20 protein-coding genes, 1 tRNA gene and 2 pseudogenes are annotated in these 19,704 nt (G+C 37.0%); 17 read left to right on the forward strand and 6 right to left on the reverse strand.

The genetic code is table 11. From position 1 onward, the window contains the following. Positions 1–86: 86 nt before the first annotated feature. Positions 87–1,043, reverse strand: a complete 957-nt coding sequence (locus R3F25_09245; protein ID MEZ5497004.1) for a winged helix-turn-helix domain-containing protein — start codon at positions 1,041–1,043, stop codon at positions 87–89. A gap of 263 nt (positions 1,044–1,306) precedes the next feature. On the opposite strand from R3F25_09245, the gene R3F25_09250 reads away from it, so the two are divergent. The 7 genes from R3F25_09250 to R3F25_09280 all read left to right on the forward strand — a co-directional run bounded on the left by R3F25_09250 (position 1,307) and on the right by R3F25_09280 (position 3,855). After that, positions 1,307–1,483, forward strand: a complete 177-nt coding sequence (locus R3F25_09250) for a hypothetical protein (GenBank protein ID MEZ5497005.1) — start codon at positions 1,307–1,309, stop codon at positions 1,481–1,483. A 105-nt stretch (positions 1,484–1,588) separates the two neighbouring features. Then, positions 1,589–1,819 carry a hypothetical protein gene (locus R3F25_09255; GenBank protein ID MEZ5497006.1) on the forward strand — a complete coding sequence of 77 codons (231 nt, stop codon included), beginning with the start codon at positions 1,589–1,591 and terminating at the stop codon, positions 1,817–1,819. A 258-nt stretch (positions 1,820–2,077) separates the two neighbouring features. After that, positions 2,078–2,221, forward strand: coding sequence for a hypothetical protein (locus tag R3F25_09260; GenBank protein ID MEZ5497007.1), 144 nt, complete (start codon positions 2,078–2,080; stop codon positions 2,219–2,221). Positions 2,222–2,243: 22 nt separating this feature from the next. Then, positions 2,244–2,510, forward strand: a complete 267-nt coding sequence (locus tag R3F25_09265; protein ID MEZ5497008.1) for a hypothetical protein — start codon at positions 2,244–2,246, stop codon at positions 2,508–2,510. A gap of 671 nt (positions 2,511–3,181) precedes the next feature. After that, positions 3,182–3,379: a hypothetical protein gene (locus R3F25_09270; protein MEZ5497009.1), complete on the forward strand. Its 198-nt coding sequence runs from the start codon at positions 3,182–3,184 to the stop codon at positions 3,377–3,379. A gap of 124 nt (positions 3,380–3,503) precedes the next feature. Then, positions 3,504–3,632: a hypothetical protein gene (locus tag R3F25_09275; GenBank protein MEZ5497010.1), complete on the forward strand. Its 129-nt coding sequence runs from the start codon at positions 3,504–3,506 to the stop codon at positions 3,630–3,632. 64 nt (positions 3,633–3,696) lie between these two features. Next, positions 3,697–3,855 (forward strand): hypothetical protein, encoded by a 159-nt coding sequence (locus R3F25_09280; protein ID MEZ5497011.1) that lies wholly within the window; start codon positions 3,697–3,699, stop codon positions 3,853–3,855. Positions 3,856–3,983: 128 nt separating this feature from the next. On the opposite strand, the gene R3F25_09285 is transcribed toward R3F25_09280, so the two are convergent. Next, complete coding sequence (locus R3F25_09285) at positions 3,984–6,554, reverse strand: protein kinase (protein MEZ5497012.1); 2,571 nt, start codon at positions 6,552–6,554, stop codon at positions 3,984–3,986. Between the two features lie 130 nt (positions 6,555–6,684). Then, a complete protein-coding gene (locus R3F25_09290) occupies positions 6,685–7,251 on the reverse strand; it encodes an ECF-type sigma factor (GenBank protein ID MEZ5497013.1) in 567 nt (188 codons plus the stop codon). Positions 7,252–7,387: 136 nt separating this feature from the next. On the opposite strand from R3F25_09290, the gene ruvA reads away from it, so the two are divergent. Both ruvA and ruvB read left to right on the forward strand, forming a co-directional pair. Further along, positions 7,388–8,005, forward strand: coding sequence for a Holliday junction branch migration protein RuvA (gene ruvA / locus R3F25_09295; GenBank protein ID MEZ5497014.1), 618 nt, complete (start codon positions 7,388–7,390; stop codon positions 8,003–8,005). After that, positions 8,005–9,034, forward strand: a pseudogene (gene ruvB / locus R3F25_09300) (Holliday junction branch migration DNA helicase RuvB). The gene ruvA and the pseudogene ruvB overlap by 1 nt, the downstream one beginning before the upstream one ends. Before the next feature lie 524 nt (positions 9,035–9,558). Here the strand turns inward: ruvB and R3F25_09305 are convergent. Both R3F25_09305 and R3F25_09310 read right to left on the reverse strand, forming a co-directional pair. After that, a complete protein-coding gene (locus R3F25_09305; GenBank protein ID MEZ5497015.1) occupies positions 9,559–10,230 on the reverse strand; it encodes a 2OG-Fe(II) oxygenase in 672 nt (223 codons plus the stop codon). A gap of 154 nt (positions 10,231–10,384) precedes the next feature. Next, positions 10,385–11,833, reverse strand: coding sequence for a DUF4407 domain-containing protein (locus R3F25_09310; protein MEZ5497016.1), 1,449 nt, complete (start codon positions 11,831–11,833; stop codon positions 10,385–10,387). A gap of 182 nt (positions 11,834–12,015) precedes the next feature. Here R3F25_09310 and R3F25_09315 point away from each other — a divergent pair. The 4 genes and pseudogenes from R3F25_09315 (at position 12,016) to R3F25_09330 (ending at position 13,427) form a co-directional block, all read left to right on the forward strand. Next, positions 12,016–12,101, forward strand: a tRNA-Leu gene (locus R3F25_09315). A gap of 504 nt (positions 12,102–12,605) precedes the next feature. Then, positions 12,606–12,848, forward strand: a pseudogene (locus tag R3F25_09320) (hypothetical protein). Positions 12,849–12,857: 9 nt separating this feature from the next. After that, positions 12,858–12,986, forward strand: coding sequence for a hypothetical protein (locus R3F25_09325; GenBank protein ID MEZ5497017.1), 129 nt, complete (start codon positions 12,858–12,860; stop codon positions 12,984–12,986). Between the two features lie 96 nt (positions 12,987–13,082). Beyond that, the gene (locus tag R3F25_09330) at positions 13,083–13,427 is read left to right on the forward strand and encodes a hypothetical protein (protein MEZ5497018.1); all 345 of its coding nucleotides are present in this window, start codon (positions 13,083–13,085) and stop codon (positions 13,425–13,427) included. A 24-nt stretch (positions 13,428–13,451) separates the two neighbouring features. Here R3F25_09330 and R3F25_09335 read toward each other — a convergent pair whose 3' ends face one another. Then, positions 13,452–13,973, reverse strand: coding sequence for a LuxR family transcriptional regulator (locus R3F25_09335; protein MEZ5497019.1), 522 nt, complete (start codon positions 13,971–13,973; stop codon positions 13,452–13,454). A 135-nt stretch (positions 13,974–14,108) separates the two neighbouring features. Between R3F25_09335 and R3F25_09340 the strand changes: the two genes are divergently transcribed. The 4 genes from R3F25_09340 to R3F25_09355 are packed head-to-tail and all read left to right on the forward strand — an operon-like array spanning position 14,109 to position 19,696. Continuing rightward, positions 14,109–15,281, forward strand: a complete 1,173-nt coding sequence (locus R3F25_09340; protein MEZ5497020.1) for a hypothetical protein — start codon at positions 14,109–14,111, stop codon at positions 15,279–15,281. Positions 15,282–15,316: 35 nt separating this feature from the next. After that, a complete protein-coding gene (locus R3F25_09345) occupies positions 15,317–16,333 on the forward strand; it encodes a hypothetical protein (protein ID MEZ5497021.1) in 1,017 nt (338 codons plus the stop codon). Further along, positions 16,333–19,401, forward strand: coding sequence for a CusA/CzcA family heavy metal efflux RND transporter (locus tag R3F25_09350; GenBank protein MEZ5497022.1), 3,069 nt, complete (start codon positions 16,333–16,335; stop codon positions 19,399–19,401). Before R3F25_09345 ends, R3F25_09350 begins: the two co-directional genes overlap by 1 nt. Beyond that, entirely contained in the window at positions 19,394–19,696 is a 303-nt protein-coding gene (locus R3F25_09355) for a DUF3240 family protein (protein MEZ5497023.1), read from the forward strand. The genes R3F25_09350 and R3F25_09355 overlap by 8 nt, the downstream gene beginning before the upstream one ends. Positions 19,697–19,704: the final 8 nt, after the last annotated feature.

Here is a 19,704-nt window from a genome sequence, read left to right on the forward strand (position 1 = left end):
GTCTAGTCTAGTTTAATTTAAAAAGTTCTACGAAACCTTATAAGAAAGTATGACTTCTAAAAGGAGGTGTATTCGGTTTTGAATATTCACGGCTTTTCGATATGTAGTAATATTGAGCTTGGTTCGCCTGATGAGTCAATGGTTACAATATACATTTGATTGTAGTTTCTATGGCTCATTGGTGGGTAAGAGTTCTCACCAATCAGACGATTCACCATGTCAGGAATAGTGTTGCTATGACCAATGATTAGAATTTTCTGACCTTTCACTTTTTGTAAAAAACGAACCACCTCAAAAGACATGGGGTAATAAATTTCGAGTTTGGCATTTTCATCTCCGGCAATGAGTTTCGCTGTTTGAACATTGCGGATGAAGTCTGTTGTGTAAATGGCATCAAAACTGATGTGTTGCAGTACTTTTTTCCAGTATTTGGCTCGTTCAACACCTTCGCTGCTTAATTCGGGGTCTTCGGTCTCAATACTTTGTTTTTCGGTGTGTCGAAGAATAAATAATTGTGTGGAATTTCCTTGCGTTTGTTGAACAGGTATTTCGCTCTGTACTGAATTGTTGCTTGTATTTGTCTTGTTATCGTTCTCATTGTTCGGATAAGTCATTAAAAAGTAAATTATTGAACCGGTGATTCCTAAAACTATTAAAGACAGCCAGTAAGGTTTATTATTCGGCTTATCCAAAACATCGGCAACTTCAGGTTGGAGTCCCTGCTTTTCAGACAGGTCTAATCGGTAGCCAACTTTATGAACAGTTACTATTAAATTATCGCCAATACCTGTTTTTTTGAACATTTTCCGCAGTCTGGAAATGGCTGCCGGAATAACTTCGGGAGAGCTTGGTTTGTCTTGCCAAACGTTATTCATGAGAAAATCGTTATGAACTGTTTGTCCGGCATTTTCGATCAGGATTTTCAGAACTTCAACTGCCATGTTGTCAATTTTAATGCTGACACCATAAGAACTTATTGATAAATCCTGAAAGTTTATCAATAGGTGTTTGAGTTGAAATGTTGAATTTTTATCCTGAACCATACCTGATTTCAATTTTCCTTGGCCTTTAGTATATTGAATTATTAAAACACTGTTTCAACTTTTTTTCAGACTTTTTTCAACTTTTTTTCAGGATTTTTACTTTAAAACTCTTTTATGATTTGTATTTGTAACAAAACAGTTTGGGGTTGTCATGAAAAAGTTGTTGGTGTTTTTTTTGCTTTTCGCAAACCATGTTTATTCAGCAGTTATCAATATGGGACCAAATGGCTGCACTTTGCAGGATGCGATTCGCAGCGCCAATAATGATTCAAGTGTGGGAAATTGTTCGTCTGGTTCAGGAACAGATTACGATTGTCGCTCCTGATGGTTGGAGCATTTCTTTGGCTCCGGCCTTACCAACTTTAACATCGAATATGACAATCCGAACAGAAACCACTGGAGGTTATCTGACAATCACCAGTAATATCATCGAATTATGAAAGTGACCGGAGCATCAACAATCAATTTTAACTTTTAGATTATCTTCCGGGATGCGTCCCTTTTGGGGATTTTAGCGACTGCTGGTTCTGCGCTGAGAGTTGAGAATGCGAGCTGTTAATGTGAATAATGACTCTGTTTTTGCTTTTAACGAAATTATTCAGGAAAGGCGGTGCGATATGTTGAAATGGTGTACTGAACCCCTAAACCAGGCGGCCTTAGAATACAACTTAGCCACAATTGTCGGTGAATCACCAATACCACTTGGTGGCGGAGTTTATGCTAAAAACTCGAGTGTATATTTGAGTCAACTTTCTTTCACAACCGCTCTGAATTAAGACATGTATCAACAGGTACATCAATCACCAGAACATAAAAAGGGCTCAAGCATTTATATGGAAGGGAGAGTACGTTAATTGCAGAATAGTTTTAATTAATGAAGAATATGAAAATTATTACAACTGATAATGCTGTTGTTAATTTCATCAACTCGACCATAGCCAAATCTTTAATCAGTCAATTTTCCAGGAAATGTTGGAGATGGATGGAACGCTTCTTGTTTAATCATGCAACCATTTCGGCACCAATTAATATTTATGGAACACACCATTGCTGATAGCAATAATTCTTTTTGGCATTACTGCGACTTGGGAAATGATGTCAATGTGGTGATTAATTCACAGAATGAACCAACCGGGCAATGGCCATGTACCGATATTCCGTTAAGCAGTATGAATTAAGAACTGTTAACTCTGGCTGATAATGGAGCCACACGAACTCAGGCTTTGCATTATACATCCGAAGCCATTGACATCGGTGATGCGACATATTGTCTGGCGACCCGTAAAGAGGGAAACCAGAGGTCCGGAATGTGATAATGGTGCTTATGAAGTGACTGATTATGCCGATGTTCGAGTTGAATTGGATATTATTCAGTCTCCTCCTTATGTCAGTGGCCAAGTGAATGCTAATATTACTGTCACCAATCAAGGTCAGAGTTGCCAATGCGATACAAGTTATTGCTATTAATCGGTTCTTTATTCAGTCGGTCAGCTCAGGATTATGTTCGCAATTACCTTGGCCTTTAGATCAAATTTCTTCCGGTCAGCAAATCGACATTCCTATCGTTGCAACACTGGGTAATTACACACAAAATACCTTTGATGTCACAGTTGAAGCACGCACTCAGCGGCATCTAATCACGACGGCCCAGTGAATATCAACCGGGAGAAAATAATGAGTTTACAGCAAGTGGAAATATCAATCGTGGAGCCAATATGCGGGATTGATATGAATTAATGACATCTCCACCTTATTTCATCAATCAAACATTAAATTATCAGGCAATAATAACCAATCATGGACTAAGGATTCAGCCACAAATTTGACTTTGATTTGGCCTTGGATGGACAAAGTCTTGTACAGTTCAGTAGGCTGCTCTTCAACGAATCAAAATCATTGTTTTCTCAATCAATTTGTTAAATCAGCAAGACGATATAGAACATAGCAACAAAAGTCACTGATCCTCTTTTCAATGCGGAAACAGAAAAAACGTTTCAAGCGACCAGATTGATGTTGATTTATCAAATAACACGGATGACCGGAGGAATCAGGGAGCGGTAGAGGACACGGATGTCTCTATCTCTATCATTGCGAATCAATCAGCGCCGTATTATTCCTATGACTATGTGACTTTTGATGTGACGGTCAAAACGGGTGATAAACCGGCATCAAATGTAAAAGTCTGGATTGATGTTCCCGATTCTGACTGGATTGGTATGAGTGGTTGTGGGTCAATTCCTTGTGAGATAGCGACAATGACAACATTTGATTCGATAACCACTTTGACCGCTGAAATGTTGCACCCAATTCACCCTGATATCAGCGAAGTCGTTTAATTGGCAAGTGGAGGTTTACGCTGAACCCGGACAAACTGGTTCTGATTTGTCAAGCAATCAAAGTGCTAAAAGCCATTCAAATTATGCCTGTTGCGGATATGTTTGTGAGTGTTGATTTGATAACTTGAGCCGTATTACATTAGGCAAAGAAGTTTCTTACGAGGTGACTGCAATCAACGGCGGTCTGAATCGAGCCACACAAGTTGACTTTACACCGGATATGACGAATCTCACTGTTGTGGATGGCTGGTGATAATGTTTGGATATGGCTTTACCCTACTTGTACAAATGGATTTTAGCAAAGAGAAGAAATGGTGTTGCAATTTGTAATTAACGACTCCGGAGATTTTAATTTTGGTTATTCGGTTCAGGCAAATGAACATGACTCAAATACTGCTAATAATAACGACTTATCTAACGGAGGAAATGCATCTCTACCACCGAATGATTTGATTTTTGAGAATGGATTTGAGTAAAGGAGTTATTTGTCGGAGAGTTGGTTTGAAAAATTTCGCCATTGTTCTTGGCGAAGAGAGTCATCATCATTAATTCGGGATTTGAAGTCAGTGAGTTTCTGTCTCGCTAGATTGATTTGATTATGGTATTAACTAAATCTATAAAATAAACCGTTGGTCAGACTAATTCTGTGTGTTTGACCTAATGCTTTGTCACTTAATTCGATAGCCTTTTCAAAGTTCAACTTAGCATTCTCATTCTTGCCTAATTCAGCTTGAACGATTGCCAACCTTCTGGCTGTTTTGCGAATCAATGGGCTTGGAGGGTCTGTTTCGGTGGACATGATTTGTTGATAAAACTCTTCAGCTTTGTCAAAATGATTGTATGTTTGGTAGATAATTCCCTGAGAATAAATTATTTGCTGAGTCATTGGATTGTCAAAACCCAGATTTTCAATTGCCAGAACTTTGGTTTGATTAATGATTTCAATGGCTTGTTGTTCATCACCTAATTTTCCTAGGGTTTCAGCCCAAAGTTTTCGCGTGTAGAGTGCCTGATTGTGTTCTTCACCCAACTTGTCTTTCTGAATTTGATAGATTTGTTTGATGATTTTCAGAGCATCTTCATAATTTTTATTGGAATATAAAGTGGCTGCATAATTGGACTTGAGTTCCAAGGCATCAGCATATTCTGCCGGTAATTCTCTGTCAAAAATATCGACGGCTTTTGCTAAAAGCTCTTCAGCTTTTTGAGTGTCTCCTCTTTGATGCGCAATGACTGCCAGATTATTGAGAACATAACCGGTTTGGATGCTGTTTTCACCAAAATGGTTGCTACTGATTTGATAAGCTCGTTCTGAAATTTTTTGAGCTTCATCAAACTGACTCATATCTTTTAATGTGGCTGAAAGCACCCTGAGAGATTCCAAAAGTGATGGATGGTTTTCACCTAATAATGCTGATTGGTCACTAACCAGAGATCTTAGTTCATGCAATGCTTTATCATGTTGACCAATTTGGACCAAATACTCTGCTAGTTCGGTACGCAATTCAAAAACTATGCTTTGATTCTTTTCGAGTTGTGGATTTTTGAGAACATTTTCAATGATTTTAACGCTTTTATCAGTTGGAGATTGATAGAAGTGAACTTCTGCCAATAATCTTTGTATCGCTACTTGATGCTTCAAATCACTCAAATTCAAATTTTGAAGTTCTTCAATGGTTTTAAAGGATTCCTCAAAGCGAATGTTTCGTGCCTCATATCTCGCCTTAATTTGCAAAGCTCTGAATTTATCTTCTTTTGAATGGAGTTTGTCCCAGGAAATTTCTTTGAGATGTTTTTCTAACTCATCATACTTTTTAGAATTAAAATAATTTTCTGCCAAATAACTGAGTGAGGTTTCCTGTTGCGGATTGAGTTGTAAGGATTGATTCAGATATTTGATGGCTTCGTTATAAAGTCCTAATTTGCCAAAAGCAATTCCGATGGACTCAATCAATTCCGTACGAATCTCAGGATTCATTTGTTGATTATGTTCAATTTTTTCTGCGGCTGCCAGTAACAAATCGTTAGCAGAAACTTTCTGTCCTTTGTTAATATCCGGATCAGTATTTTTAAAAGTATCAAGCATAAACTCTTTCACTTGCTTGGCTTTTTCTGCCTCAATGCGGATTTTGTTGTTCTGCCAAAGCAACAACACAAAACTAATGATGATCGTCGCAACCAAGCCTGTTAAAGATACAAACAAAGCTTTGCGTCTTTGGGCAAACTTGGATAATTTGTAAAACATTGATGGTGAAGTAGCAGATACCGGTTTGTTGTTCAACCAGTTCTTCAAATCTTGTGCAAACAAATGCATGTTGGCATAACGCGATTCTGCATCAACTTGACTGGCTTTTCTAAGAATATTTTTTAAGTCTTTGTCGATTCCGGCATTTTTAATCAGTTTATCCAAATACAACTGGTCATCCGTGCAGGATTTTAGCAAACGATCCTTGGGAAGAGGTGGTGTGTTTGTTAAAACTGATAAAGCAACAACAGCCAGAGAAAAAACATCCGTCTTAATAGTGATGGCTTGTGAGTTGATTTGTTCCGGTGCGGCGAATCCCGGAGTTAACGCCATTATTGTGGTTTGGTCTCGAGAAATTTCATTATTGATGAGCTTTGCAATGCCGAAATCAACAATTTTTAACTGTTTGTCCTGATTGATTAAGATGTTATCGGGCTTTAGGTCTCGATGAATAATTAGATTGGAGTGGGAATAGGACAAAGCATCAGCACATTGCACAATGTAGGATATTTTTTCGCGGTCTGAAAGGTTATGTTGATTGCAAAACTTATCAATTGGCAAGGCATTTTCTACCAACTCCATCACCAGATAAGCAATATTATCGTCCGTTTTACCACCGTGTAACATGTCAACGATATTGGGATGCGAAAATTTCGAAAGAATTTGTTGTTCGTTGATGAAATGACTGAGCAGCTCCTGTTGATTGCTTCTTGGTGCAAATACTTTGATGGCAACCAGCTTTTGCGGAGTTCCTTTTAAGCGTTTCGCTTTAAAAACCTGTGACATTCCGCCATGACCGAGTTGTTCCAATAATTCGTATTCATCCAGTTTGTCTCCCGGTTTCATGACATTTTGAAACTGGGAAGGAATGGCTTTGAGTATTTTGTCTTCAAAAAATCGGGAAGCGTGTTCGGCAGAATTAATAAGCACCAAAACAGCTTCTCTGACATCTTTTGATAGATTTTTTGTTTTTGAAGCAGCTCCATTGCCTCAGTGACCGGCAAATCCGAAAGTCTTGCAAATATTTCGCTAGCTCTCTGCCAAATAACAGTTTCGTTGCTCATATTGGCGGATTTTGACTGGCTAGTGCCATTAACAGAGCAGTTGCCTGTTTCCATATTCGCATGATTTGGCGTTCGGATAACTCCATAATCTCAGCGATTTCTGAAAAAGTGAAATTAAAAATGAGCTTGTATTCCAGAATTTCACTAAACTGTTTGTTAATCCTTTCAACTTTATTGAGCTGAATATCAATGTCAATCCATTTCAAATTCACATCCTGATCACCGACCACAATACTGATATTATCTTCAACGGCAATATGCTTGTTTTTATCACTGGATTTAGTGCGAATGGTGTCAATCAGCATCAGTCTCATGCTTTTTGCCAGATAATTGAGAAAATGCCTTTTGTTTGATAAATTAATATCGTTTTGACGAGCTAATTTAATGTAACACTCATTGGCAATCACTGTTGGAGTGAGTGTTTCTCCGGTATTAAGTTGATTGATTTGGTTGTAGGCAATTTTTTTGATTTCATCATACAAAAGCGAATAAATATCGTCCAGTAAGTCTTTTTCCCCCTGACCTAATTTTTTCAACAAGACTGTAATCTGAGTTTCTGCCATTGGCTTTAAGATGAAATTTGCTTCATTCTATCACAGCGAAAAAAAATAACTTAGATAGTCTGAGATGAAATAATTATTATTTTTGCCATTTACTTGAGGATTTATGTAAAATGATTTCTTTTAAATCTGAAAATTTATGATTGGACAAATCAAAGGGCAGTTGATTAGGAAAGACCCGCCGATAATGGTTGTGGATGCCGGAGGTGTGGGTTATGAAATTGAAGCACCGGTTCGGGTGTTTTTTGAATTGCCTGAAATTAACTCGGAAGTCACAATCATAACACATCTTCTGGTGCGTGAAGACGCACAAATTTTATATGGTTTTAACAACTATCAGCAGAGAGAATTATTCAGGAAATTGCTCAAAGTCAATGGCGTTGGTGCGAAATCCGCTTTGGCAATTTTATCCACATTTTCGACAGCTGAGTTTGCCGGATTGATTCAGTCTCAGGATGTAATGGCAATCACAAAAATCCCTGGAGTCGGTAAAAAAACTGCGGAAAGACTGATTGTGGAAATGCGTGATAAATTAGGTGATTTTAGCGGTGATATTTCATTAGTCGGTTCGCAAACAGCATCGGTTGCCAATTTAGGTTCAATGCCTGCAACCGCGCAATCCGAAGCGTTAATTGCTTTGCAATCATTGGGTTTTAAACCTCAGGAAGTGAATATGCTGATCAAAAATGTTGCCAAAGACGGCATGTCAGCGGAAGAAATTATCAGGCTTTGTTTACAACATAAAGGAGCGAGCTAATGGAAGACAGATTGATTTCAGGTCGAAAAGAAAGCGATCAGGAAAGCCTGATTGAAGCCAGTATTCGTCCTCAAAAACTCAAAGAATATCTTGGACAGCAACCGGTTAAAGAGCAAATGGAACTGTTCATCGAAGCGGCTCGCAGACGCAGCGAAGCTCTTGATCATGTTTTGATCTTTGGCCCTCCGGGTTTAGGGAAAACCACTCTCGCCAATGTCATCGCCAATGAGTTAGGCGTATCTTTACGACAAACATCGGGTCCGGTGATAGAAAAAGCCGGAGATTTAGCCGCATTATTAACCAATTTGCAACCGCATGATGTGTTGTTTATTGATGAAATTCATCGTTTGTCGCCCAATGTTGAGGGAAATTCTCTATCCCGCGATGGAAGATTTCCAGATTGACATCAAGGATTGGCGATGACCTGCGGCTCGTTCTACAAAACTGGATTTACCACCTTTCACTCTTGCTGGAGCAACAACCAGAGCAGGGCTTTTGACTTCGCCACTGAGAGATCGTTTTGGCATTGTGCAAAGGCTGGAGTTCTATAATGTTCAGGAACTTACACATATTGTTTCCCGTTCAGCACATATTTTGGGAATTCAGGCAGATAACGAAGGCTGTGTGGAAATCGCCCGTAGAGCGCGTGGCACACCACGAATTGCCAATCGCCTGTTACGCCGCGTGCGTGACTATGCTGAAGTCAAAGGCGAAGGAGTTATCACCGAAGAAATCGCCCACAATGCATTATCCATGTTGCAAGTTGATAAAAGCGGACTGGATGAGATGGACAGACGCTTTTTGCAGGCTCTGGTGGAACAATTCGACGGCGGACCAGTCGGTGTTAACTCATTAGCGGCATCATTGAGCGAAGAACGCGGAACCATCGAAGATGTGGTTGAGCCTTATCTCATCCAACAAGGATTCGTTATGCGAACCTCCCGCGGCCGCCAAGCCACCAAAAAAACCTGGCAATGGCTCGGACTCAAACCCCAACAAGCGATGATTGGCGATTTGTTTGAGGAGTAGGGTGGTTTTACCATGAAGAGCTTGAAGGACATGAAGTTTGTGATAAACAGAATTAATACAGGACAGGCATCGGATAAGTGTAATAAATTCTAAGTTATTGATATTTAAAATAAAATACTATCAAGTTATATTCTTTTAAGAAAAAATAGAAAAACTCGAATTCGTACATCTCCACGACAAACCAAGGATACTCAACAAATTCCTCATGTACTACATGCTAGAAACAATTTATATGGATCTTTCGACTTCACTGCGTTACGCTCAAGATGACAGCATGGAAAAAATTTAATAATTGGCACTAGAATGCTGATCAGAGTCGGGAATAACGTAATCCCCCTTTACTCTCACCGAGGTATTTCAGAAAATTTGGAAATACGTTTGCTTATGTCTGAATGTCGCTTGCGACATGAGTTTCAAGCAAACGCCAAATTTGAGGAAATATTGAGGGTAACCGCAGGTTGAGAGTTTGGGGTGTGTTTTGTGTTACTTTTCGCACAAGCAAAAGTAACGAAAAAAAGCGTCAATCATAACGGTGGGTCAATTTTATTACCAACCGATGTATTCAGCCTAAACCACCCTGCTATGGAATACCTATCCCGATTCGCGGGTAAAACTTCGTGAGGAAACTCTTCACTGAGGAATATTGCCAGTGTTCCCATTAGTGGGACGACTTTGATTCCATCATGATCTGTTTCATTTTGATAAAGAACTAATTCACCGCCATCTTCATTGCTCCAGCCGGGATTGAGATAGGCTACAACAGATAATATCCGATTCGACTCTCCTTTAAAGGCATCGTAGTGTCTTTTGTAATAATTTCCGGGGTGGTAATGGGCAAAATGGCTTTCAAATGAGAACAGCCCCAGAAAAAGCCTTTGGTTGAGGTATTTTTTGAGTTCATGAGTCCAATTCAGCCAATTTTTCCCGGCTTGTGATTCACCGTGAATCCAACAGATTTCATCAGTTCTGACGAATTTATTTTTATGAAAATCATCGCCGCGGCCAATACCTGCGCGGGTGTATTTTTCATCATCAAGTTCCTGTTGGTGTTGGTAAAGTGGAAGTGCTATTTCGTCCGGTAGAGCCGCCGGGCAAATCGAGTATCCTTGATTGAGCAAATCATCAGCTATGCGTGCGAAAAGACTGTTATCTACAGTGTTATCACTGCCAGGAAAGAGCAGGGGTTTGGCATTCATTAATTTCTTTCAAACAACTGAAGAATAAAGCGATATGATACTCTTTTGATGTTGGAAAGATATAAAAAACATCTTTTCACTCAGTTTTTCAATAAGTAACAGAATTATTGGAAATGCAACACCCATCTTTGCAAGCATATAAAAAAAGCTAACTCTACAAAATCACTGAACCATCAGTGTTGTTTTCAAGAAGTTTCTTCTCCTGATATTCCAGTTTTCGGACTTCTTTCTGATATTGATAGTGCATTTCAGCTTGTTCCATAATATCTTTTTCTTGTAACAAAGCCACTTGCATTTTTCGATACATTTTCAGCGAATAAAAACTGAAAGGGCTGAAAAACAATTTAATAATTACAGGCATCAACTCGATAGCTATAAAAAAGATTTTCAGCATATAGCTAAACATGGTTGCCACAACACCATATTCAGGGTCGTTGTGAATTTTTTGTAAAGCCAGATAGCGTGTTAATACGCCTGTTTTTCTTTCAAAGAAAAGGCCTTCTTGTTGTAATGTAATGCGAAAATCATCTAGTTTTTGTTGTTTTTGGTCGATTTGAGTGTCGAGAAGCTGTTGAGTCGCAATCAAATCATTATCCAGTTTGATTAACAGTTCATCATTATTGCTGTAATTGGTTTCCTTGTCAGCAAGGGTATTGCTCATCATTTGAAATTCATTCAGCTTTTCCGTCGCGGTTACAATTTCAGCGTCCAATTTGTTGAGTTTGTCTTTTGTATCTGTAATTTCTGCCTCAATAATTGGAATCATCTCTTTAAGTTCGGTGTATGTTTTAACCGCTCTTTTATATTTTGGACCTTCAGTCGGCGGACGACCATCTTGTCCGGTGCGTTCAAGGATTGCTTCATTAAACCAGTACTGATAATCTTTGCGGGTTTTTGACAAATTGCCGTTGAGTGTGGCTAGTTCGTTGATTAAAACTTTTTGTGAATTTTGCAATTCTTCCAATGTCACCTGATGATGATCAATACTGTTGGAAATGGTTTCCGAATCATAGGCTTTTTCAGCATTTCTGTATTTTTCCTGCTCGGTTTTGATAGCTGTAATTTGATTTTGAATTTCTTTGATTTTATCCTCACTCAGAGCTACGGAAGTGTCTAGCTCGTTTTCATAAGCTGCCATTCGAGCGAAATATTCCTTGTTGTTTTCAACCACATCTTTTTGAATCTGTTCATCAATGGCGTTGGCTTGCAGAGAAATTTCTGCCAAAGTTGCCAGACCAATGGCAATAATCAGTGAATAGAGAATCCGAGGAATCAGACCAAACATTTTTCGTAACGGAAAACCACCACGAAAAGGGTTCTTCAATGCCCAATCTGAGCCAATAATAGCCTGATCCAGAAAAAATAAAGTCAAGGCAAAGACAAATCCTGAAATCACCGCAGCGGTCATTCCTAGAAAGAGTGAAACACCGTAGGTGAAAAGCAAAAAAGTAAATGCAAAAGTGACTACCTGTCGAAACACCATTGCATAAGCCAGCATGCGGTCGTATTTGCCACTCTCAGCCAAAACATTCGTATCGGTGAGTGATAAAAATGCAATTATTTTAAAAAAACGCGAGTTTTTTGGAGTTTCGGAAGAATTCATGCCAGCCTCTTTTTATAAAAATCTTATGAATTAAACTTGCGACAGTTATTCGTAGCTTTAGTTCCACAGATACCTTTGTACTAAAACGAATCAAACCATAGAAAGTTACAATATTTTATCAACCGAAAGGAATATATTTTTGTTGTTATCAATTTCCGCCTCAAGTAAAATACCGACTGCTTGCCCAGATGGCGGAATTGGTAGACGCGCGCCAGCTTCAGGTGCTGGTGATCGAAAGGTCGAGGTTCAAGTCCCTTTCTGGGCACCATTTTTTGGTTGATATCACATTATAAACGTCCAATCTCGCCAAAAAAATACTCATTTAAAGCGACATTTATAAACTCGTATTTTGTTTAGCCTGACCTTGAACATTTCAAATGCAATCTCATTCCAAAAAATATCTTCTAAATTTGTATCAAATAATAAATTCTCTATCTTGATATAAAAATATTCGCTTATTACACATAAAGTTTAGCTTTTTTATATTTCCAATTCCAATCCATATAACATTTTGTATTTGATATTAGCAAATACATCTAGATTCATCTTCATATCAACATCTCAACAATTTCGTGTATAATCATGAGTTCAATAGTATTTTTCGTATTTAGGGAGATAACAATAATAATTTTGGAGTAAAGCAATCAATTATCCTTTTATTTTTTGATAAACTTATCATTGGCACAAGCTCATGATGGAGCCAAAATTGAAAGTTGTGGTGGATTTTAGAAACGAGTTGTAATTTTATCTCCACAAGGGGAAAGCGTTACAGTCGAAATTAGAAAAGTTTCAGGAAGATGTGAGAAATGAAGCGCCAGAAAGCATGAACAAAATAGCTCAGGATATCCGCAGAAAAGTACAAGAAGGGGCCAATAGTTTATCGGAAGATAAACTGGCAGAGTTGCAAAGACAATTTGAAGATCAAAGTATCAAAATCAGGCGTTTTACTGATGAGAAACAAAGAGAAGGACAAAAAATGCAACAACAAGGATTAAAAGATATTGAGAAAGAATGAGAGCCTGTAATGAAACAAATTCAGACTCAACATGGTTTTGATTTGATACTTAATAACACTCCGGGAATCGTGGTCATGACATCGGAAAAAGTGGATATTACTCAGCTTGTTATAGGGACTTTGAAACAAAATAATTAACCCAATGCCATGAAAACAACGACTAAATTTTTTCATATAATCAGTTACTTGCAATATCCACTCATTGGTGCTGCTCTTGTTCTGTATTATCCATTAATGAAATCATTTAAAGCCGGGACTTTGGATTGGGAATTAGTGAATTACATCCTCATCCTATTTGGCACAGCATTGAGCTTTTCAACCTTGCAAGATACCACAAAAACTCAAAACAAAATTTCCAAAAAAGTTTGGTCCGACCCAGTGAAAGGAAAAATTATGTTGGTCTTTTTTGCTGTCATGGCTCATTTGTTTATTATTGCGGTTTTTATCCTTATGATTTACAAAAAAAATAGCATGCAGGAAAATGCAGCAGTTGGGGTGATTGTTTTGGGAATAGGTATGATTGGGGTTCTCAAAGGTGCTATTGAAATGTTTGAGAATCACAGAAAAGACAAAAACTAACTTGATACAATGGGTAATCACTGATTAATCAGATTTGGATAAATCACTCATATTCGCTGACATAAAGTCTTCAATGAACCAAGCAGAGAGTTCATGACGGCCTTCTAATCCCGATTTTGCATAAACTGATGATGCTTGTTGACGGGCTGTTTTTTCTTTTGTATTTCTAATACGAGCAATTTCCTGAAAATTTAAACCTTTGAGCATGAGCAGAGCTATTTCTTTTTCGCTTTCGCTGAGTTTCCAGTTATCGAATTGCTCTTGAATTGCCACAAAATATTGGTGTCTGATATCTCTGAATTGTTTGGTAATGTTTTTTACTTTTTGCTCAGATTCTTTGAGTGAGTTTACTAATACATTAAGTCTTTTAGTTCGTTTATGCATGTCTAAAATAATCAATAAAGCCAACGCACTAGATAGAAGTACAATAATCCCTTCTTCGAGGATATGCCAAAGCGGAATTTCCAATTGAATATCCGTTAAAACATCAGCGATATTCAATATCATAATTACTATTAGGCAAATTGCCACTAATTTATCTTTCATAGAAACGTCTTAAATTTAATGTATATAATTGATTTATAAAGAAATAACATGCTTTTGGTATAAATGTACCATGTAATATTTGGTAAAAAACACTATATTAGCACTAACTAATGTATGGTTTTACAAATTAAGTATATGAAAAAAAATATTATATTGGTAGTAACGATTTTATTTTTTGTTCCAATTGAAGTTGTTTCTAAAGACATCAAAACAATTCACTCAATCATGAGTGATGGTTATAACAAGCTTATAGTTCAAAATCTAGATACCAATACAAATGATGTGTATAAATTTCTGACTTCGGCTCCGACTTTACAATTGGGCTACCTCAATAGTAATAAAAACTTAGGGAGCGACGAAACGGAATTGATTATTAATTTCCCAATTAAGACCATAAAGCACTTTAGGATTGAAAACCAAATCAAAAATCATTATGAGACCTTCCGAAAAGATTTGGAAGAGAATCTGAAGTTGTATGTTTCCGGTCTAGTGAGGAGTTCACTTTGGGATTATAAAATTGCACAATTTCAGCTTCAAACTGAGATCAATAAAATAACCTTTCTCAAACAACAAAGAGAAACTTTATCAAGTTTAAATCAGTTAGGTGATGCTTCAAATGAAATATTACTCATGTTGGATAATAGAATTATCGACACTCAGATTTCCATACTGACACTTGAGAATGATGTGCAGAGTCAATTGGAAAAATATATTCAAATCACTGGTGTTGATGTTATCCCTGGCAACTTCACGGAACAGGCTGTTATTAGTAGCGGTTCTGTTTTTTCGAATCATCCTGCTTTAAAGTTGATTCAGAATTCAATGGAATATTCACAATTATTATTTGATGAGTCAGCTTTGCAAAACTCGCCATGGAATGTTTCAGCGATTGCTAAAGAAGTTAAATCCTTTGACTTGACTGACAAACAGATTGGTATTCAATTACAAGTTCCTTTATCCCGTAATAAAACGGGACAAGCCGATAAAACTACTTGGTTACAAGAGCAAAGCCAGTTAACAAGTGATTATAAAAAATTGAAGGATGACCTCACACTAAAGCTTAAGGAATTAATCAATGAGCATGCTTTCTTATTATCTAAACAGCAATTATTGGAAGAAAAATCGAAAAATGCTCAACAAATTTTAAACAAACTCACATCTTTAAAATCAAGTAATGAAATTGAGCGAGATTTATATTTTCAAAGAGTCATTGACCTTCAAGAAGACTTAAACAGTCATAATCTTAATCAATTATTAATATACAAAAATCAGGCTATGCAAAATCAAGTTATAGGTGTTGTTTTATGATTTCAGTCAGTCAAAATTACAGGGGTGTCTTTCACATGCTAAAAGCAAAACTATTATTAATGGTTTTATTCTTTGCCACAAATTTTTCTTCAGCCGAAGGAATATCAATCAGTGAATTAGGAGACTTAAAACTTTCGTTTTCTAAAATAGAGAAGAGTGATAGTTATAAAGGTTACCCTCTAAAAGCAATTGTCACGACTAAGCCAAATGAATCTTATCAAGTGATTTCGCCATTCAATCCGCAGTTAATAGAATTATTAGTCGAAAATGGTAAAAAAGTCACTGAAGGAACAAAAATTATGAAGTTATCAGGAAGTGAGGTTCATTATTTTCTGGAAATGTTAGCTTCACACAAATCTTTGTTTGAACTCAGTCAACAGAGATACAAGAATAATTTAAAACTCTATCAAAACAAAAGTATCAATAGTGAAAAGTGGTTTGCAATTGTTAAGCAATATAATGACGCAAAAATTGAATACGGACATTTAAAACATTTTGCGGAACTGATTGAAACAACAGGTGAGGACTCTGTCATTCTCAAGGCTCCGATATCGGGGATTTTGATGCAAGCACAGGCAAATGACTTGAGTGAGGCTGAGAAATTACTGGTAAAAATTATTCCTGATCAAGCATTACGCTTAAAAATCAAAGCATCCAATTCTCAGGCAGAAGAACTTCACTCAGTTTCTTATAAGGAATGTAAGCTCCAAATTTCTGAGGTCGAAAATATCTCATCAGGTATGTTTGTCAATTTATGGAGTGAAAACATTTTGCCAAACTGTCAGTTATATCCGGGGCAATCTTTGAGTGTGACTCCTCATTATCAATCGACCAGTTATATCATTCCAAAATCCTCTGTTTACGTTCAGGATAGAGAAACCTCTATTTTTATTAAACAAGGTAATGAATTGCTTAGCGTGAAAGTTTCAATCATTTCCTCAGAATTGGACAATTATTTTGTGACATCAGAAACTCAACTCTCACAGAAACAAGTTCTTACAACATCAGTAAGTGCTGTTAATGGAATTCAACTCGGCTTTGGAGGCGATTAATGCTTGAAAGAATTATTCGGTTTTCGTTAACCCAAAGGCTGTTTGTTTTAATATCTTTTATTCTGTTAATAATTGTTGGTGCATATTCTTGGAAAACCATAGCAATTGATGCTTTTCCTGATATTTCGAGCACACAGGTTAACATTATTATTAAAGCTCCCGGTATGACAGCCGAAGAGATAGAGCAACAAGTAACCAGAGTTGTTGAAACGGAGTTATTAGGCATTCCCAATAAGTCGATTTTACGTTCAACAACCAAATATGCCATAACATCAATCACTTTAGATTTCCATGATGGTACAGATATTTATTGGGCGCGTCAGCAAGTTAATGAAAGACTTCAAAATATCTGGAATGATTTGCCTGAAGGTGTTTCCGGAGGATTAGCTCCAATGAGTACGCCATTGAGTGAAATGTTCATGTTCTCCATAGAAAATCCTAATCTCTCACTAACGGAGAGAAAGCATATCCTCGATTGGCAAATCAGACCTCTATTAAGAACAGTTCCGGGTGTTGCTGAGGTGAATGTTCTTGGAGGTTATACCTCAACAATACAATATGCTCCTGATATTATCAAATTACAGGAAGCCAATATCTCACTTGAGGAAATTCAAACAGTTATTGAACAATCCAATTTAAATGGCAGCATCGGCAAAATTAACATTGGAACAGACTCGATCACCATCCGTTCCGAAGGAAAGTTTAAAAATCTTGAAAGCATATCTGATTTGATTGTAAAAAATGATAATGGCGAAATATATTATCTTAAATCTTTGGGTGAAGTTTTTTATGGCAATATGATAAGGTACGGAGCAGTTACAAAAGATGGATATGAAACTACCGAAGCCCTCATCGTCGCACTTAAAGATAGTAATACTGCTCAGGTTGTTCAAGGAGTAAAAACAAAACTGGAGCAAATAAAAACCACTCTTCCGGAAGGCACTGAACTCAATGTTTTTTATGATAGGACAAATTTAATAGATACAGCAGTTCATACGATTACCAGCGCTTTAATTCAGGCAATTTTATTGGTTATCGTTTTACTGGCTTTTTTCTTATGGCATGTGAAAGCATCATTTGTTGTTTCTCTGTCTATTCCAATTGCTGTTGTCATTACTTTTTTTCTGATGAAACAATTTGGATTATCCGCAAACCTGATGAGTTTAGGTGGATTGGTTATTGCCATAGGTATGATTGTTGATTCATCTGTGGTTGTGATTGAAAATATTGTCAGCCAGCTAAACAAAGGCGTTAATTTGCCACGAATGCATCTTATTTACCGGGCTTGTAAATCAGTTGCAAAGCCGGTGTTTTCGGGAACAATCATTGTGATTATGGTGTTTATTCCTTTACTGAGTCTTTCCGGTCTAGAAGGGAAACTATTTTCCCCTGTAGCATTAACCATAGTTTTTGCCATGACCATAGCTTTGCTTGCTTCAGTCACAATCATACCCGTTATAGCAACTTTTCTGATAACGAGCCAGGAAAATAAAACACCTACCTTTATCCTCAGAATGCAAAATTTATTCTCTACATCATTAAGCAAAGTATTAAAAGCTCCGTTTAAATTTATGGTTTTTATTTTTTCGGTTTTATTGATTAGTGTCTTTTTGTTTTTTCAAATTGGAAAAATATTTATGCCGGTTCTTGATGAGGGAGATTTAATCGTTCAGCTTGAGAAAACACCTGTGATTTCACTCAAAGAATCAATTGATTTGGATAAACAAATAGAAAAAGCTCTACTTAAAGAAATTCCTGAAATCAAACAAATAGTTGCTCGAACAGGTTCTGATGAATTAGGTCTTGACCCCATGAGCTTGAATGAAACAGATATCTTCATGGAACTGCAACCGATTGATACATGGAGGTTTGCAACTAAGACTGAACTTGAAAATGCAATCAGGAAGTTGTTATTGAAGTTTCCCGGAATTAATTTTGGATTCACTCAACCGATTCAAATGAGGGTCTCGGAAATGCTTACCGGAAGCACCGGTGCAGTTACAGTGAAAGTTTTTGGTGAAAATGTTTCAAAACTATCTGAATTAGCTCATGAAATCAGTCGTGTGATTAAAACAGTAGAAGGCAGTGTTGATATCCAAACAACTTTAATTGAAGGTGGTGATTATATCAATATTATTTTGAAACCGGAGATTGCATCAGAATATCAGCTCACTGTGAGTGAACTTTCAAGATATCTCAAGTCTCAGATAGATGGAGTTCAAATTTCTGAATTGATATCCGGAAAATTTAAAACGCCGATATTGTTCTCAAATAATTTATATGATGACTCTGAGTTGTCATCAATCAACCAATTAAAGAACTACAATATCATCATGCCGGATAACAGTATTCTGACGCTGAAAGATATTGCGGATATATCCTTTAGTGAAGGTCCGGCCATTATTGAAAGGGAAAATGCAGAACGCTTTGCAGTGGTTGCTTGTAATGTAGAAAACCGTGATATTGTTGGTTTTGTTGAAGAAATTACTGAAAAAATTGGAAAGGATGTGAATCTGCCCAGTGGATATTTAGTCGAGTTTGGGGGTGAGTTTGAAAGCCAAATCAGAGCATCCAATAATTTAATGATGGTGATTCCTGTGGTGTTGCTCCTCATCGTTATTATATTATTCACTACATTTAAATCACTATTAAAGTCTTTTTTGATTCTGGCAAATATACCTTTTGCAATGATGGGTGGTGTGATTAGTTTGTATATTTCAGGAGAATATCTGTCTGTACCGGCATCTGTCGGTTTTATTGCATTACTCGGTGTTGCGATACTAAATGGAGTTGTTATGCTGTCTCATTTTGAGGAAATGCGTTATCAAACAACAAATTTAATAGAAAAAATCTCGAATGCTGCAACAGATAGATTGAGGCCAATACTGATGACTGCAACAACAGCAATGTTTGGTCTGATTCCCTTAGTTATAGCCACAGGTCCCGGTGCTGAGATACAAAAGCCTCTTGCTATTGTCGTCATCGGAGGTCTGTTTTCCTCAACACTTGCAACACTTTATTTACTCCCGTTTTTATATTATAAAATTGAATCAAAACAAAATGTGTGAACTTCAAATACTTACAATAATGCTCAATACTAAAATCAAGGATGATGCTGTGGATTTAATACTGGAAATGGAAGATATTTCCGGCTTTACCTTATCAAAAGCGAATGGATTCAGCCGGAAGCATTCGCAGTACAATATTCGTGAACAAGTTGAAGGATATAAGGATTTTTATCGTTTGGAATTGATTCATGAACCCAAACAGTTGAAAGAAATTCTCAATAAGTTCAGTCAAATTGGTAGTCGTTTTAAATTGAAATATTGGGTAACTCCATTAATTGATTGTGGAGAAATTTAATTAAAAAT

This window comes from Gammaproteobacteria bacterium (assembly GCA_041395445.1).
In the GTDB taxonomy this organism is placed as follows: Bacteria; Pseudomonadota; Gammaproteobacteria; order Xanthomonadales; family Marinicellaceae; genus NORP309.

Coding starts and splice junctions, on each gene's coding strand:
- R3F25_09245 (MEZ5497004.1), bottom strand. CDS start 1,043: ATGGTTCAGGATAAAAATTCAACATTTCAACTCAAACACCTATTGATA.
- R3F25_09250 (MEZ5497005.1), top strand. CDS start 1,307: ATGATTCAAGTGTGGGAAATTGTTCGTCTGGTTCAGGAACAGATTACG.
- R3F25_09255 (MEZ5497006.1), top strand. CDS start 1,589: ATGCGAGCTGTTAATGTGAATAATGACTCTGTTTTTGCTTTTAACGAA.
- R3F25_09260 (MEZ5497007.1), top strand. CDS start 2,078: ATGGAACACACCATTGCTGATAGCAATAATTCTTTTTGGCATTACTGC.
- R3F25_09265 (MEZ5497008.1), top strand. CDS start 2,244: ATGGAGCCACACGAACTCAGGCTTTGCATTATACATCCGAAGCCATTG.
- R3F25_09290 (MEZ5497013.1), bottom strand. CDS start 7,251: ATGGCAGAAACTCAGATTACAGTCTTGTTGAAAAAATTAGGTCAGGGG.
- ruvA (MEZ5497014.1), top strand. CDS start 7,388: ATGATTGGACAAATCAAAGGGCAGTTGATTAGGAAAGACCCGCCGATA.
- R3F25_09305 (MEZ5497015.1), bottom strand. CDS start 10,230: ATGAATGCCAAACCCCTGCTCTTTCCTGGCAGTGATAACACTGTAGAT.
- R3F25_09310 (MEZ5497016.1), bottom strand. CDS start 11,833: ATGAATTCTTCCGAAACTCCAAAAAACTCGCGTTTTTTTAAAATAATT.
- R3F25_09325 (MEZ5497017.1), top strand. CDS start 12,858: ATGAAACAAATTCAGACTCAACATGGTTTTGATTTGATACTTAATAAC.
- R3F25_09330 (MEZ5497018.1), top strand. CDS start 13,083: ATGAAATCATTTAAAGCCGGGACTTTGGATTGGGAATTAGTGAATTAC.
- R3F25_09335 (MEZ5497019.1), bottom strand. CDS start 13,973: ATGAAAGATAAATTAGTGGCAATTTGCCTAATAGTAATTATGATATTG.
- R3F25_09340 (MEZ5497020.1), top strand. CDS start 14,109: ATGAAAAAAAATATTATATTGGTAGTAACGATTTTATTTTTTGTTCCA.
- R3F25_09345 (MEZ5497021.1), top strand. CDS start 15,317: ATGCTAAAAGCAAAACTATTATTAATGGTTTTATTCTTTGCCACAAAT.
- R3F25_09350 (MEZ5497022.1), top strand. CDS start 16,333: ATGCTTGAAAGAATTATTCGGTTTTCGTTAACCCAAAGGCTGTTTGTT.
- R3F25_09355 (MEZ5497023.1), top strand. CDS start 19,394: ATGTGTGAACTTCAAATACTTACAATAATGCTCAATACTAAAATCAAG.